Source organism: Acidobacteriota bacterium (assembly GCA_016703965.1).
Lineage (GTDB): Bacteria > Acidobacteriota > Blastocatellia > Pyrinomonadales > Pyrinomonadaceae > OLB17.
In genome coordinates this window covers 59,344-75,536 of record JADJBB010000004.1, presented here as the reverse complement: position 1 = coordinate 75,536, position 16,193 = coordinate 59,344, and the positions used below count along the sequence as shown (strand labels likewise).

The 16,193-nt window shown below is 51.8% G+C and carries 10 protein-coding genes; 3 read left to right on the top strand and 7 right to left on the bottom strand.

Going from position 1 to position 16,193, the window contains the following annotated elements:
• Window positions 1-59: 59 nt before the first annotated feature.
• Window positions 60-3,863 carry a TonB-dependent receptor gene (locus IPG22_03135; GenBank protein ID MBK6587301.1) on the bottom strand — a complete coding sequence of 1,268 codons (3,804 nt, stop codon included), beginning with the start codon at window positions 3,861-3,863 and terminating at the stop codon, window positions 60-62.
• Between the two features lie 383 nt (window positions 3,864-4,246).
• Here IPG22_03135 and IPG22_03130 point away from each other — a divergent pair, with 383 nt between their 5' ends.
• On the top strand, window positions 4,247-5,209 hold the full coding sequence (locus IPG22_03130; GenBank protein ID MBK6587300.1) for an MBL fold metallo-hydrolase: 963 nt from the start codon (window positions 4,247-4,249) through the stop codon (window positions 5,207-5,209).
• Between the two features lie 16 nt (window positions 5,210-5,225).
• Here the strand turns inward: IPG22_03130 and IPG22_03125 are convergent, their stop codons facing one another.
• Window positions 5,226-6,068 (bottom strand): ferritin-like domain-containing protein, encoded by an 843-nt coding sequence (locus IPG22_03125; GenBank protein ID MBK6587299.1) that lies wholly within the window; start codon window positions 6,066-6,068, stop codon window positions 5,226-5,228.
• 116 nt (window positions 6,069-6,184) lie between these two features.
• Between IPG22_03125 and IPG22_03120 the strand changes: the two genes are divergently transcribed.
• Complete coding sequence (locus IPG22_03120; protein MBK6587298.1) at window positions 6,185-7,231, top strand: PD40 domain-containing protein; 1,047 nt, start codon at window positions 6,185-6,187, stop codon at window positions 7,229-7,231.
• A gap of 63 nt (window positions 7,232-7,294) precedes the next feature.
• On the opposite strand, the gene IPG22_03115 is transcribed toward IPG22_03120, so the two are convergent.
• The 5 genes from IPG22_03115 to IPG22_03095 form a co-directional block, all read right to left on the bottom strand.
• Window positions 7,295-8,389 (bottom strand): energy transducer TonB, encoded by a 1,095-nt coding sequence (locus IPG22_03115; protein ID MBK6587297.1) that lies wholly within the window; start codon window positions 8,387-8,389, stop codon window positions 7,295-7,297.
• Between the two features lie 71 nt (window positions 8,390-8,460).
• Window positions 8,461-10,740, bottom strand: a complete 2,280-nt coding sequence (locus IPG22_03110; protein MBK6587296.1) for an ATP-dependent Clp protease ATP-binding subunit — start codon at window positions 10,738-10,740, stop codon at window positions 8,461-8,463.
• A gap of 135 nt (window positions 10,741-10,875) precedes the next feature.
• Window positions 10,876-11,535: a nucleotide exchange factor GrpE gene (locus tag IPG22_03105; protein MBK6587295.1), complete on the bottom strand. Its 660-nt coding sequence runs from the start codon at window positions 11,533-11,535 to the stop codon at window positions 10,876-10,878.
• Window positions 11,536-11,682: 147 nt separating this feature from the next.
• Window positions 11,683-14,292 carry an ATP-dependent chaperone ClpB gene (gene clpB, locus IPG22_03100; protein ID MBK6587294.1) on the bottom strand — a complete coding sequence of 870 codons (2,610 nt, stop codon included), beginning with the start codon at window positions 14,290-14,292 and terminating at the stop codon, window positions 11,683-11,685.
• Window positions 14,293-14,366: 74 nt separating this feature from the next.
• Window positions 14,367-14,870 carry an Hsp20/alpha crystallin family protein gene (locus IPG22_03095; protein MBK6587293.1) on the bottom strand — a complete coding sequence of 168 codons (504 nt, stop codon included), beginning with the start codon at window positions 14,868-14,870 and terminating at the stop codon, window positions 14,367-14,369.
• Window positions 14,871-15,113: 243 nt separating this feature from the next.
• On the opposite strand from IPG22_03095, the gene IPG22_03090 reads away from it, so the two are divergent.
• Window positions 15,114-16,193 carry an ABC transporter permease gene (locus IPG22_03090; protein ID MBK6587292.1) on the top strand — a complete coding sequence of 360 codons (1,080 nt, stop codon included), beginning with the start codon at window positions 15,114-15,116 and terminating at the stop codon, window positions 16,191-16,193.

Below are 16,193 nucleotides of genomic sequence, written 5' to 3'. Positions count from 1 at the left end.
CCAATAAAAAAGCCGGATGGCTAAACCATCCGGCTTTAGTTACGTGTTCCAGGATAGCCTTAGAAGGTGATCTTGGCACCAAACTGGAACTGTCTCGGATCAAATGCCGACGTTGGCTGGCTGTAGTACTTGCCGCCTGACCGCTGGCCGAATGAGTTCACAACCTGATAGAACGGATTGCCGGCGGCTTCGTTGAATCGGTTGAAAAGATTAAAGCCTTCGGCGATCAGGTCGATCTTGAACCTCTCACCAATGTCGATCCGGCGAGTAAGACGAGCATCAAGCGAGACATAACTATGGGTCATACCCATATTACGTCCCAGATTGCCACTCAGTGGGAAGATCCCCTGGAAGCAGTTCGTATCGACGCCGGTAGCACAGAGCGATCCATCCGAGCGAACCGAAGGACGTTCATTCGTGCTCTGGAAGTCACCATTGTTATCGCCAACTGCAAGAATGTTGAACGGACGGCCCGAGCTGATCTCAACGATCGGAGAGAAAGTGAATCCGGACATGAACTTCTGCAGTCCGCTGCCTGATTTCCAGGAATCCGGCGAGCCGAGCACGCCGCTGAAAACGAAACGGTGTCGCTGGTCAAACAACGAATCCGATTTTTCAGCACGGAAGTTCAGGTTGTCCTGTGGTTTCAGAAGCGTCTGAAGGTCAGACGAATCATCGATCGAATGTGACCAAGTATAGGTCGCAAAGAACTGAACGCTGTTTGAGAAGCGTTTTTTCAGTTCGAGGTTCAAGGCGTTGTAGTACGAGTTACCGTCCGACATCTGTGCGTTCACATCCGCATACGGGTTGATCGGGCCGGGTGCACGTAAGGTGCCGGATAACAATGAGTCAAAGGTTGTCTTATTGAGGCCGGTAAGAGCCTGCACGAAGAAGTAGTTAGGTCCAAGTTTACGGAAGAAATCAGCAGCGATCGGGCTGACTATTTTTTGCCCGGTCGTGTTGTTCACAGCGATGAAGCCCGGTACCACCACCGTGTAAAGTGCATTGCTGGTTGTCGGCATCGAGAAGAACGCGGCTTCGCTGAGGCTTGTCGGGGCACGTCCTGTGGGGCCGCAGGCTACTGCTCCGCATGCTTGTGGGTTATTTGCGGTGTAGCGCCTGAAGTTGTCTACAAGAGACGTCAGATTTACCGTGTTGACATCTTGCGGGTGGCCGAGATGTTTTGCGTTTACCGCGATATAGCTGGCCGAGAGCGACATGTTCTTACCGATCATGCGTTCGACCGACAGGTTTGCCTGCATGGCATCCGGATATTGGAAATCCTTCGAAACGTGCAGCGTGAACGGAAGGATCGGGCCGAAACCGGTGAAGTTAGCCGAATTGAACCGCTGGTATCCAAACTGATACTGCGAGCTTGCCGCGATCCCCGGCGTTACTGCTGATCCGCAGATAGCCGAGCTTGAACCGCCAACACCGCAGATAGTTCCATGGAAAACCTGGAAGGCATTGAACAGACCAGTTGGCGAAGGGCCGCCGATCGGCAAAAGGGTCGCCTGCTGCTGCTGTGAGCCGTCAGCGATATTCGAGTTGAAAGAAACAACGAGAAGCGGGTGATCGAAGAAGCGTCCAACCGCTGCTCTTATCACTGTTTTACCGTCGCCGGCTAGATCCCATGCAAAACCGAGTCGCGGAGCAATGTTGTTTTTATCACGCGGGAAGCCCTGCGTAACGTTCAACGCATCCTGGGCGGTTTGCACGTCCGATGCGCTCAACGTAATACCCGTCAGCGGGTCGCGGAAGGATGAAGGGGCAAACTCTTCAGTAAACTCATAGTCGTAACGGACGCCAAAGTTAAGCGTGAAGCGTTTGTTGATCTTCCAGGTGTCCTGTCCAAAGAAGGCAATTGGCTTATTTTTGAGCGTACTGTTCGGTTCGCCAAAGCCCTGAATGAAAACGCTCGGGAAGCCCAGTCCATAGGTCTGGATCGCCGTGAAAGCCGGACCCGTGCAGCCAGTGATAAGTGAACTGCAGGACTGCTGGCTGAAATTGAAAAGGGCAGGGAAGTTCAACTCAAAGCTTGCGTTTCCGCTGACCGAGTTAAGGTCGACGCCGAATTTCATCGTATGATCGCCCTTGACCCAGCTCAAATTGTCGCGAAGCTGGTGGCGATTCTCAAGGCGGTCGACCGGCGAGAATGGATTCGATCCGATAAAGCCGGTACCTGCGATCTGGTGAGCAACGCTCGGAACCTGCGAATCAAATTTCGCTTTGCGGCGGCCGAAGTTGTAATAGATCTCGTTGACCATATTACGCGGCAGAATGCTCGTGAGCGACGTGCCGAAGGACGTATCTTTCAGGTCCTGGATGCCCGTTCGTGAATAATCGTTCTGGCCCAGTGTCTGGTTCTGCGATTCGTCCTGGATACCGTTGATTTTGCTTGGGTTGTAACCAAATCGAACACTGAATTGATTATTCGAGTTGAATGTATGATCCACGCGGAACGAAAAGTATGTAGTAGCGTCCGCGATCGGGTAAATTCGTGCGAGCTCATTGAGCGGACGGAACGCAACATATTGGCCATCCGAACGACGCGTCAGCGGAACCGGAGCTCCGGAAAGAATGAATCGCGGGCCGATCGGGCTTGCGCTCGGCAGGATCGGTGATATCGCCGGGCAGCCGCTGCCGTCATTCGGGCTGAACAGCGTATTCGTGCCGTTCAGTGCCGTCTGTGTGCCGCTGGATGCAAAGAAAGCATAGGTACGAGCCGTACATACGGCTGCGGCGGTTCCTGCACCGAGCAGAGTGTTTACATAAGTTGCCTGAGCGGCCGTCAAACCGGTAAAGGTACGGGCGGTCGGATTGAGGCCCGCGATTACCGGGATCGTAACGCTCGACGTTGCTCCGCCGATGATGTCACCGGTAAAAAATCCTGATTCCTGACGACGACGCTGTTCGAACGAGCCGAAAAAGAATGTTTTGTCTTTTTTGATCGGTCCGCCGAGGGTCATACCGTACTGGGCACGGGTATAGCCGGGTTTTTTGTTGGGGTCACCGTCAATGATCGGAGCGAAGGCGTTTCGCGACTGAATACTCTTGTGGCGAATGAAGCCGAACATATTTCCGTTGAAGTTGTCCGTACCACGCTTGGTCACGACGTTAACTATACCGCCGGTCGCACGGCCGAATTCCGGCATGTACGAGTTGGTCGTCACCTGATATTCCTGCACAGCTTCCTGCGAAACGGTCGAGCGGGCGGCATTGATCGAGTTATCGGTAAAATCCGCTCCATCCACCTGAACGAGAGTCGAACGTCCACGCTGGCCGCCGATGTTGAGTCCTGATGTAGGTGCAGGGCCCACCGGTCGACCGTTGTCACGTCCAACGGTCGATATTGTCAAGGCAAATCCGGTCGCACTTCTTTCGTTGATCGGCAGGCTATTGATGCGGACCTGCTCGATCGTGGTTGAGATGTTCGTTTTGGTTGTTTCGATGAGCTGAACATCGTCGCCCGTTACGTTGACAACGGCGCCTTCAGCACCAATCTCGAGCTTGATAGTAAGCTGAGCGGTCTGGCCGACGGTGAGTTTGATGCCCGAGAGAACGCTCTTCTTGAAATTCTTAGCATCAGCGGTGACTTCATAGTCGCCCGGAGGCAGGCTGATGAATTTGAAATTCCCCTCGGCATCGCTGGTAACCGTGCGGTTTATGCCGGTTCCGACACCTTTTGCGGAAACGGTTGCTCCTGCGACAACGGCTCCAGTCGGGTCCGTTACCGTGCCGCTAAGGTCGGCTGCTGCGGCTTGTGACTGTGCGATCGCAGCGCCCGCGAGGCTCATCAGCACTATCAGGAACATTGCCAGCTTTGCGGCCCTGGCGGGCACTTCAGTAAAAATAAATTTCATTTTTCGTTCTCCTTGGATACGTTGGAAAGCACTGTCCTGTCGATACCACTCGCGTACCCGGAAATCCATTCGGGGCCTGGAAACGTTTCTAAGCGTTTTCGCGCGAATTTTGATAGCTAAAGAAAACCTAAGGTATTTATCCGACAGATATTTAAACAGAATTGAATTGCTTTGAATTTTGTAACCCAAATTTAGGATTAAGGCAAGCAAAAACACAGCAATTTTACATTTTCTAAGGTTATGAAATTGGGTTTACCAATTAAAAATTGTTATCAGGCTAAATCCATGGATCTTTTCCTACTGAATTCACCCCAAAAGCTGCCTTAGTTCGCGTAGCAAAAGGACTCGATTTGCTAAGATAAGGATTCGCGTCAACGTTATTTATGAACATCGTACAACTATCAATTCCGACCCCATTCTATGTTGGCGATGTGAATGTCTACCTCATAAAGGAAGATCCGATCACGCTAATAGATATAGGCCCGAAAACCAGAGAGGCAGCGGCGTCACTTCGCCAGCAGCTGTCGGCGAACGGACTCCAATTTTCTGACATCAAGCGTATCGTTCTAACCCATGCACACGAAGATCATTGCGGACTGGCAAAACAGGTTCGAGATGAAGCGAAAAATGCGGAAGTGTTGATCCATGATTGGGAGACCGGCCATCTTTTTGGCAGGCTTGCGAACGATGAACATCGGCAGCTCCTACTTCGCTCTGGTGTTCCGGACAGCGTGGTTTTAGACATGCACCAGCTTTATGAAGAAGTGAGTTTGTTGACAGATTCACTGGAGGACGGTGAATTCAGTTCTTTGCGAGATGAGATGGAACTTGAGTTTGAGAACGGGTCTTTACGCGTACTTCATACGCCGGGCCATACGCCAGGATCGTGCTCCTTTCATCGCGAAGCAAACCGAACTCTAATATGCGGCGACTGCGTTCTCAAGAGAATTACACCAAATCCGATGCTGGCGCCTGATCCGGTAGATCCCGGCAAGAGGTTCAGATCGCTTGCCGAGTACCTTGTAAGTCTCGCGAGGCTAAGGAGCCTTGCACCGACATTAGCTTATGGCGGGCACGGTGAGCCTGTTACCGATTTCGAGGAGATCTTTCACCGCTATGTGCGAGCGATAGATGAAAGGCAAAACCGCGTCATCGCTCTGGCGAAAGGCAGTGGGACGACGGCTTTCGAAGTTGCACGGCAGCTATTCCCTTCATCGTTCGATCATGATGTGCATCGCTTCCTTGCGATCTCTGAGGCGATCGCACATCTAGACTACGCCGAATCTCACGGTAAGGTCGCGGTCGAGTTTAGCGGTGGTGTTGAATATTATCGAGGGTTGGCCTAATAAATTCCGCTCGCCATCAAGCCGTCTCCATTTTCATCTTCGGCTTTTCTGCCATGTCTGCGATCACATCCGTTATTTTTGTAATGCCGTCAAAGCCGGGCAGGCCGCGGACACGTTGGGTTACGGTCTTGTCGAGGCCCTCGATGGCATCCTCGCAGCCGAATAATGTCTCGATTGTATATTTCGTTCGGCTTTTCGCAAGCGAGCCCTGCCCAACCGGAGCCCAGAACCTATCGATTATCCAGCGAGCCATTTTCTGAGAAAACTCATTTTTCCGCAGTTCGATACGGGCGACGCTCCGGTAGAATTGAGCGTGGATCGCTTCTTCTCGGACGATGCCGTTTACGATGTGCGTCAAAATAGGATGATCTGCCAACGCAATTAGTCTTCGATAGCCCTGAGCAGCTTCCAGTTCATGGATCGTACCAAAGGCCATGTGCGTTGCCGTAAACTTTTTCCCTACCAGATTCGTGATTATTGTCATCAAATAGGCGGTCGCGTTATAACTCGCTGAAACATCGCGGCGGACCTGCTCCTGCCAGTTGTGATCGGTTTCGTAGCCGGCCTCGTTAAGGAATCTGTTCAGGACTTCACCGTGCGTGATCTCCTCGATTCCCCAGCGTTCCATGAATTTGCTGATATGGGGATCTTTGCCGGTCGGCGTTCGAAGTAACTCTCGATGATACATGTCAGTGAGCGTTTCGACGTCCCGCATATAAAGAAGAACGGGCACAAATCTTTCGTCGAGCGAATGGTCTTTGACTTCATTCCACGGAATAGCGTTGATAAATTCGGGAGTTAGCGACCGTTCCTGCCGCTCGTACCAATCAAGTACATCTTTATTTGTCTCAAAGTTCATATACCGAATAAACCTGCAAAACTTGCGAGCGCTTAAAGTTGTCTCTAACCCATTCTTACCAAAAACCGCTATAGTCGGATACGCAAAACTGGCGTCTTGATAATATAATCGAAAATATGAAAAAGTTGTATTTTGCTGTTGTCGTAATTATAACCCTATTGTCAACCTCATTTGCGCAGCAGAAGCCTCTCGCCTTCGACGGAGAGAGGCGTCTGAAGAACATCAAACAATTGACTTTCGGCGGCGAGAATGCCGAAGCCTACTTCTCATCTGATGGAAAGCAATTGATCTTTCAGTCAAAGCGCGACGGCCATGCATGCGACCGGATCTACCGCATGAATATCGACGGCTCGAATGTGAAGCAGGTTTCGAACGGCGAGGGGCGGACGACATGCTCGTACTTTTTTAAAGGCGGCAAACGCGTTCTGTATGCGTCGACCCACGGCGGAGCAAAGGAATGTCCGCCAAATCCGGATTTTACGCAGGGATATGTCTGGGCGGTCTATTCCGATTACGATATCTACACCTCAACACCCGACGGAAAGGATATAAAGAAACTGACGAATACACCCGGCTACGACGCCGAAGCGACGATCTCGCCCGATGGTAAGAAGATAATCTTCACCAGCGAACGGGACGGCGATCTTGACCTCTATTCAATGGACCTTGACGGAAAGAATGTTAAGCGTCTTACTGATGCGGTCGGCTACGACGGCGGCGCATTTTTCTCGCCGGACAGCAAGACCATTGTCTATCGACGTTCTACTCCAAAAGATGCCGCTGAGACCGAGCGGTACAAAAGCCTGCTAGCCCGGCATTTGATCGTTCCTACAACATTCGAGATCTGGGTGATGAACGTAGACGGGTCGAATAAGCGTCAGGTCACGAATCTCGGTGCAGGCAGTTTCGCACCATATTTTACGCCGGATGGAAAGAAGATAATTTTTTGTACAAATTACTTCGCGAGCGATCCGCGTAAGCGCAACTTTGACCTCGCACTGATCAATCTTGACGGCACGGGGATCGAGCGTGTGACTTACAACGAGACGTTCGACGGTTTTCCGATGTTTTCCCCGGATGGTAAGAAGTTGGTGTTCGCATCGAACCGTAATTCCGCTAAGGAAGGCGATACGAACGTTTTCCTTGCAGATTGGGTTAAATAGCGAAGGTTGTTTTGAGAAATTGTTCCGCCACTCTTTCAGGCTCGAAAGAGTGGCGGAATTGTTTTATAGCTTAATGTCTTTTTTTGCCTCTTTCGGCGTTGCCGGCTTGGCAAAGATAGAATCCGGGATCGTTTTATTGAAATCGATCGTCTCGAAATTGATCCGGGATGTGGCTTTACCGTTTGTGAACCGGTCGATGATAAATGGAGCCTTGATCCCGTTCACATCTATGAATTGAGCATAGCGGTCCTCTTCTTTGATCTCTTCTCCGTCATCGTTCGTTCGCTTGTAAACAGCTTTTTGTGGCATTCCATCATCGGCTGCAAACTCGAATTCGACGGCGAAGCCGTCCTTGTAGGTAAGTTTTACAACATCATTCCGCTTGCCAAGAGTCGCCGGGCGTCGTCCGACATAAGCGAGTTCGGCCTCACCCTTCCAACCGCCGCGAAGCAGGTTATCCAGGCTCGTGCGAATGCCCTGTTTGAAATTGTCGATCTGGCCCGCATTCTGGATCTTAATTAGCTCCTGGTCGCCATCGAAGATCCAGCCGGTCGAACCGGTATTAACTTGGACCGTCCGCGAACCGCTGCCTTTGAACTCGGTGCGTTCCTTATCAGGAAATACAATGACGTCGAAAAACGCCTGAAAAGACGCGACCGTTGATTCTCTCAGAACACTAAACTTGCCCTTGCCGACCTGTGTTTTTACCTGCAGGTAACGATCACCGCCCAGATTTTCAACTGCTTTGGCGATGATCCCGGCGGCTTTCACCGGATCGTTTACGGTCGTTGAAGCATCGCTACTTTTGTTCTGGGCATCCAGCCAACCACCGTTCCAGCTATATGAATACTGGACCTCACGATAGACCGTCACCGGCTTTCCATCCTTTCTCTCGGGCTCAAACTTGATCCGCCGTGCGGCGGCTATAGCATTTTGCGTCAGGCCTGCAGGGAGTTCTTTGACGGGGAGCACCTCGCCGATTTCACCAAATTCAAGAAACTGGACCCTTAGAACGATCGTGCCCTGAATATCAAGCGTGCCGTGCTTAACTGGCAGTTCAGGGCGGGGCTGCTCGATTATTTTTAGACGTGTATCCTGACCAACCGCGATAACGGTTAGGAACAGAACGAACAGTAGGGAAATGGAGCTTTTTTTCATGCGGTTATAGCAAAAGGCTTCGATGAAAATACTATCATCGAAGCCTTTGATGCGGGAAATAATATCCGGGTTTAGTTCAGGCTGAAAACTTCGCCGGGAACAACGGTGATCTCACCATCGACGGCATCGACAGTAAACTTGATCGCCATCTTCCATTCGTTAGTGATCGGAAGCTTGACTTTCTGGTCAATGTGACGCTTTAGGAAACGAGCCCCATAGGCTGGACTAAATCCTTTTTCTGTCAACAGGTTAAGAGCAGCCTCGGTGATCTCGACCTTCTTTCCCTGACGTTCCATATTCTTCTGGATCTTGGCAAGATAAAGCTTAGCGATCTCGCGAACTTCGTCCATTACGAGAGGCGAAAAGATGACGATCTCGTCAATTCTGTTGCGAAATTCCGGCGTAAAGCGAGTTTCCGCCGCCTTCATCACATCCTGACGAATGTTCTTCATCTCGCCCTGCGATTTCTGACCAAATCCGAGCGGCTTTTCGTACTTCTTAAAGTTCTCGGAGCCCAGATTCGACGTCATGATGACGATAGCATCCGACAGATAAACCTTCTTGCCGCGGCCATCTGTGATCCAGCCTTCGTCAAAAGCCTGGAGAAAGATGTTCATCAGATACGGCGAGGCTTTTTCGACTTCGTCGAGCAGCAAAACGGTGTAAGGATTGTCGCGAAGCTGTTCGGTAAGCAAACCACCGCGTTCCGAACCGACGATGCCTCGCGGCATGCCGATGAGTTTTTCGATGCCGACGGTTCCGTCGCCATACTCGCTCATGTCGATGCGAACCATTTTGCTTTCGTCACCGAACATGAATTCGGCGACCGCCTTGGCAAGTTCGGTCTTTCCAACTCCGGTCGGTCCGAGAAAGAGCAACACACCATCCGGTGCGTAATGATTCTCCTTCAGCGGGCCTTTGTTGAGGCGTAAACGCTCAGCGACAGCACGAACCGCGTCTTTCTGGCCGATGACGCGACCCGCGAGATCGGCTTCCATTGCGGAAAAACGATCGGACGTGTCTCGGTAGATCATGTCCTTGGGAATCCGGGATTCCTGCGAAATTACATCGATAATATGCTCGGGCCGAACTATCATCTCAGTCGGCTCGTTGATCTCGACTTTGACCGAGGCCGTGTCGAGCCAGCCGATCGCTTTGTCCGGCAAGTGTAGATTGCGAATGTATTTCGGTGACATTTCGAGAGCCATATTGATGGCTTCGTCCGAAATCGTGACCGAATAATTCTTTTCGAGACGCGGACGAACGCCGAGAAGTATCTCCTTGGTCTCGGCAATGCTTGGCTCGTCAACCTTAACGAGGCGGAACCGGCGGGCGAGAGCTTCGTCGTCGGCAATGTACTCTTTATATTCGGTGATCGTTGTCGCTCCGATGATTCGCAGTTCGCCCCGGGCGAGAGCCGATTTGAACATATTTGCCGCGTCAGAGGTCGTTCCCATGGCGGCTCCTGCGCCGATGATCGAGTGTGCTTCGTCAATGAAAAGGATGATGTGATCTTTTTCTTTGACCTCGTCGATAATGCCCTTGATCCGCTCCTCGAACATTCCGCGGAGCATCGTTCCGGCCACGAGACCGCCCATCTGAAGCTGGACTATATGTGCATCTCTGAGTCTCGCCGGAACCTTTTCCGGCTCGAGCTCGATCATTCTTGCGAGACCCTCGACAACGGCGGTTTTGCCGACACCGGGTTCACCGACCAGCATCGGAGAATTGGACCTTTCGCGATGGGACAAGATCTCGATCATCTGGAGTATCTCGCGTTCGCGGCCGATCGTCGGGGCGATCTTGTCCTGTCGGGCAAGCTTGTTCATTGAGACGCCGAAATGGCGAAGGAATGATGGCAACTCATATTTCTGCCGCGTTCTTTCCTCTTCTTTTTCTCTCTTACGAATTCGTGTGCGTGCGGTCGTTGCGACTTCGTCCGAAGGTACACCCAGATTCTGCAAAACCTCGTTCAGGATGCTGCGTTCGTCATTTGAGAGAACGTAAAAAATGTCACTTCCATCGATCACCCGCCGGCCTTGAGAACGTGCCCGGTCCATCGCCCGTTTGAACAGCTCGGTCGTTTCCGGAGCGATGCGAAAGCCTTTGCCGCTATGCTGACGGCCGTCTTCCATCCGTTTTTCGATCAGCATTTTGACCGAACGCGGGTCGACCGAAAGGTCGCGCATCGTGGAGGAGAAAAGATCGTCCTCTTCGAATGCGATCGCGTGCAAAATATGCTCGATCGAAACGTAATTTTGATCGCGTTTTTTGGATTCGCTCAGAGCTGTCTCTAATATCCGCTGCCCGCTTTCGCTGAATTTATCCTTGTATGCGTCGATGTCTGCCATAAATAAAACCTGTAAAACCTGAAGACTAGGATGCAGCCGGAAGGAAGCTTGTTACCTACCCCTAAATAATAACACTTTGTCGCGTTCGCCCGAAAGTTTTTTCCGGGCGAACGCGACAGTAGTCTCAAGCGGAAATCACTCTCCGACCGAAGCCGCCCCTGCTCTTCCAACCTGAACCTTCGCCGGCCTCAAGAGCTGGTTGCCAAATTTGTATCCGCGTGAATATTCCGCAGTGATCGTTCCATCTAGTTCGGCATCGACTTCCTTCATGTCGATCGCCTGATGTACCTCCGGGTCGAAAGCGACTCCAACTGCCGCAATCGATTCAACGCCTACATCGATCAACGCCCTCTCAAAACTTCGAGCAGTGCCGATAACGCCGCTGCGAAGGTTATCGATCGAAGCATCGTTTTCGCTGGCTGAAACGGCGAGATTTAAGTTATCGAGTACCGGGAGTAGAGTTGTTAAAAAGCTGAACTGGGCCTGTTTGCTGCGATCCTCGAGCGTTTTCATCAGCCGCGTCCGCATCTCGGCGGTTTCGCGTTCGAGATTGCTTTTTGCCTCCTCAAATTTCGCCTGAACGCCGACGAGTTTCGATTCGGCGGCCTCACGGCGTTCGATCTCGGCCTTTAGATCTGCTTCGAGGGCGATCTCCTTTGGCGATCTCACCGGTTCTTTCGGGCCTTCATCGGCTTTAGCTTCGCCGTCGGCGTTGAACCGGCGTTTGTCAAAGACCGGTATTTTTTCGCCGTTAAGATCGTCAAATTCCTCAATTTCCACTTCTTTCTCGTTCATTTTCTTTTTTCCAAACATGTGTAACTCAATTGTAAGCCTTTTCGCATATCTTGCGGAAGCGGCCGAGTCATAACCGGGAGCAATAGCGACTCGGTTCGCAAACGACGAGGCGAAGAACCCAGTCGCTACAGTTCCCGGTTCCGCCCCTTAAGCCCGAGCTTCTGCACTCGTCTCAACCGGCGTAAACCTCATCGCTCCATCGACCGCCGAAACCCGAACCGTATTCCCGCTGGCGATCTCGCCCTTGAGCAGACTGACTGCCAGTGGGTTCTGGACCAGATTCTGGATCGCACGTCTAAGCGGTCTTGCTCCGTAAACCGGATCGTAACCCTCTTCGATAATAAGTTCTCTCGCAGTGTCGTCTAGTTCGATCGTGATGCCGCGTTCCTCGAGATTCTTGCGAAGTTTCTCAAGCTGCACGTCAATGATAGTCGCGATCTGATCGCGTCCGAGCTGTCCGAAGACGACGATGTCATCGATACGATTCAGGAATTCCGGCTTGAAATGATCACGCAGCACCTGCAAAACGTCCGTCTTGATATCGCGGTCGGCCAATGGATTTTCCGCCGCCGTCTGGATCTCACGCGAACCGAGATTCGAGGTCATGATCAGGACCGTGTTCTTAAAATCGACCACGCGCCCTTTGCTGTCGGTCAGACGTCCGTCGTCGAGGATCTGCAGCAAAACGTTAAAAACGTCCGGATGAGCTTTTTCGATCTCGTCGAAAAGGATCACTGAATAAGGTCGCCGACGAACTGCCTCGGTCAACTGCCCGCCTTCGTCATAGCCGACATATCCCGGAGGAGCTCCGATCATACGGGCGACGGCATGTTTTTCCATGTACTCGGACATGTCGAGCCGAACCATCGCACGTTCGTCGTCGAACATAAATTCGGCGAGAGCCCTAGCTGTCTCGGTCTTACCGACACCTGTCGGTCCGAGGAAAATGAATGAACCGACCGGGCGATTCGGATCCTGAAGGCCGGCACGGGCACGACGAACGGCATTAGCCACGGCTTCAAGGGCTTCGTCCTGGCCGATGACGCGTTTACGGAGGCCCGCTTCCATATTGACGAGCTTTTGCATCTCGCCTTCGAGCATTTTCGAGACCGGAACGCCCGTCCATTTGGCGACGATCTCGGCAACGTCCTCTTCATCGACCTCTTCCTTTAGAAAAACACCTTCTTTTTGCAGTTCGCCGAGACGTGCCTGTTCGGTTTCAAGCGATTTTTCAAGCTGCGGAATTCGCCCGTACTGGATCTCTGCGGCTTTGTTAAGGTCGCCAGCCTGGCGAGCTTGTTCGAGTTCGAGCTTAGCCTGTTCGAGTTGCTCTTTGCCCTCACGCATTTTCTGGATCTCGTCTTTCTCAGACTGCCACTGGGCTTTCATCGCGGAAGATTTTTCGTTGAGATCGGCGATACGTTTTTCGATGTCTTCGAGCCGGGCTTTGGATTTGTCGTCAGTTTCACGCGTCAGAGCCTGGCGCTCGATCTCGAGCTGGAGAATTTCACGCTCCAAAACGTCGATCTCCTGCGGCAGGGAATCGATCTCGATACGAATTCTCGAAGCAGCTTCATCGATCAGATCGATCGCCTTGTCCGGCAAAAACCTGTCGGTGATATACCGATTCGACAGCGTCGCCGCCGCCACGATCGCGGCATCCTTGATGCGGACACCGTGGTGAACTTCGTATCTTTCTTTCAAACCGCGCAGGATCGCGATCGTGTCCTCAACGTTAGGCTCACCGACGTAAACCTGCTGGAAACGCCGCTCCAGTGCCTTGTCCTTCTCGATATATTTCTGATATTCCGCAAGCGTAGTCGCGCCGACCGAACGCAGAGTTCCGCGTGCGAGTGCCGGTTTGAGCATGTTCGATGCATCGATCGCGCCTTCGCTTGCTCCGGCTCCGACGAGCGTGTGCAGCTCGTCGATAAACAGAATTATTTGCCCTTCCGCTTTTTCGATCTCATTGAGTACAGCTTTCAAGCGATCTTCGAACTCGCCTCGGTATTTCGCACCGGCGAGCATTGCCCCGAGGTCGAGTGAGACGAGACGTTTGTTCTTTAAGCCTTCCGGAACATCGCCCGAGACGATGCGCTGGGCCAAACCTTCGACAATTGCGGTTTTGCCAACGCCCGGTTCACCGATCAGTACAGGATTGTTCTTGGTTCGACGCGACAGTATCTGGATCGCACGGCGGATCTCATCGTCGCGGCCGATCACCGGATCGAGTTTGCCTTTGCGGGCAAGCTCGGTCAGATCCTGAGCGTATTTGTCGAGGGCTTGAAAGTTTTCCTCGGCATTCTTGTCAGTGATGCGTGAACCGCCGCGCATGTCGGTGATCACTTTTTCAAGGTCCTCGCGAGTGATGCCGTTCGAACGCAGGATGCGGCCGGCGTCGCCCTCTTTTTCATCAGCGATCGACATCAGCAGATGCTCGGTCGAAAGGTATTCGTCCTGCATCTTTTCCGCTTCTTTCTGAGCATTCTGGAAAAGCGTATTGGTTCGCGAGCTGAAATACTGCTGCCCGCCGCTAACCTTTGGGAATTTAGCGATCGCCGCTTCGATCTCGCTGGTTATCGTCTGGGCGGTCGCTCCGATCTTGCCTAAGATCGGTTTTACAACACCCTCTTTCTGCTCGAGCATTGCGGCCAGAATGTGTTCCGGCTCGACCTGCTGATTTTGGCCCTTTTCCGCGATCGTGATCGCTTCCTGCACGGCCTCCTGGCCGCGGATCGTAAATCTGTCGAATCTCATATTCCCTTCCTAAATGATAAGCGGTGGATGGCGAATGCTCACCATCCACCGCTTGAGTGTAACCGACGTGCAAATCATGCACCCGCGGTCTTTGCTTTATTGTCGGTGTCGATCGTTTTTGGCGTACCGGCCGAGCCGATCACCTCGATCTTTCTTGCTTTTGTATCCTCGCGCTTCGGCAGGCTAACGCTCAAAATTCCGTTGTTGAACTCCGCCTGTGCGCCCTCGGCGGTTAGGGTCTGCGGTAGTGTGAACGAACGGGTGAATGAACCGTATGCACGCTCGACACGATGATAATTCTCGCCTTCCGTTTTTTTCTCAAACTTACGTTCGCCGCTAAGAGTGAGTACGTTATTTTCGAACGAGAGTTCGAAATCATCCTTATTCATGCCCGGGAGTTCGGCTTCGAGCACAAGATGATCCTTGTTCTCAAAGATATCCACTCTCGGACTCCATGAGCCGTTCAACATATCCTCGCGGCTGACATTTGCCGGAACGACACCGGTGAAAAGGCGTGTCATCTCATCCTGCAGGCTGCGTAATTCGCGAAATGGGTCATATTTAACTACGTTCATAATCACATTCCTCCAAAGATCTTAGGTTAATGACTAATTAGTTAGTCTAAAAGGATAATAAAATATGAGTGTAGTATTGTCAAGTATCTTTCATATTTCCACGCAAATTATTTTTCTCGTATTTTTGGCCCTTTTCAGGTGACACTCTTCGGGTTGTCGGTTATATTTGTTGACGCACCTTTCCTCATAAGTTGAACTGTCGAATATGCTTCGCGAATCCCTGGATTTACGCGCCGCAAACTGAGAATGAAGATTTTTCGTGAAGTTCTATGGCCGCTGGCAGCAGTTTTTGCGGCATTTGTCGTTGGCGGGATAATTGTCCTGCTGATCGGCGACAACCCATTCCAAACCTTTTATCAGTTGATCGGGAACTCGTTCGGCTCGCTGAATGATCTCGGCTACACGCTTTTTATAGCGACTCCGCTGATCTTTACCGGTCTCGCGGTTGCGGTCGCATTCCGCTGCGGACTGCTGAATATTGGTGCGGAAGGCCAGCTTTACGTCGCCGCTTTTGCGACCGCGTGGGTGGGCATCAAATTTGGCGGGACGATGGTCAATATCTTCGGTAAGGAAGAAAATTGGTCGTGGTTCAGTTTGCCGGCGGTTTTATTGGTTCTGGTCTGCGTGGTAACGGCGGTCGTCGGGGGCGGCATTTGGGGTGCGATCCCGGGAATACTGAAGGCAAGATTTGGTTCACATGAAGTGATCAACACGATCATGCTGAACTTCATTGGCATATCGCTTGTCAGCTATTTCACACAATATTATTTCAAAATCCCGGGCGATCCGATCCTGCAAACTGCTGAGATCGGCAAGAATGCACACATTCCGCGCATTAGCCAGTACATCCCGGGAATGCCGGATTTCGTGCCGCTGAGTGTGGCATTTTTGCTCGCGATATTAATGTGCGTGCTCGTGTACGTTTTCCTCTGGAAAACGAAATGGGGCTATGAACTGCGAGCAGTTGGCGAGAATCCATCAGCCGCAGAATACGGCGGCATCTCGCCGAAAAAACAGATCATCATCGCCATGAGCATTTCAGGCGGCTTAGCCGGAATGGTCGCGATCGGCGAGGTTCTGGGTTACAGGTATCGTTATTACGACGGTTTCTCAGATGGTTGGGGTTTCCTCGGCATCGCAGTCGCTTTGCTTGGACGAAACCATCCGTTGGGTATTTTTATTGCCGCGATCTTCTTCGCTGTGCTGAAACGCGGCGAGATCTTTGTTGATATCGAAACCAAATACGTTTCAAAAGACCTTGTAGAAGTTTTGCAGGCGATCATTATCATCTTTGTGGCTTCGTTCCAGCGATTTATCAAGAAATAG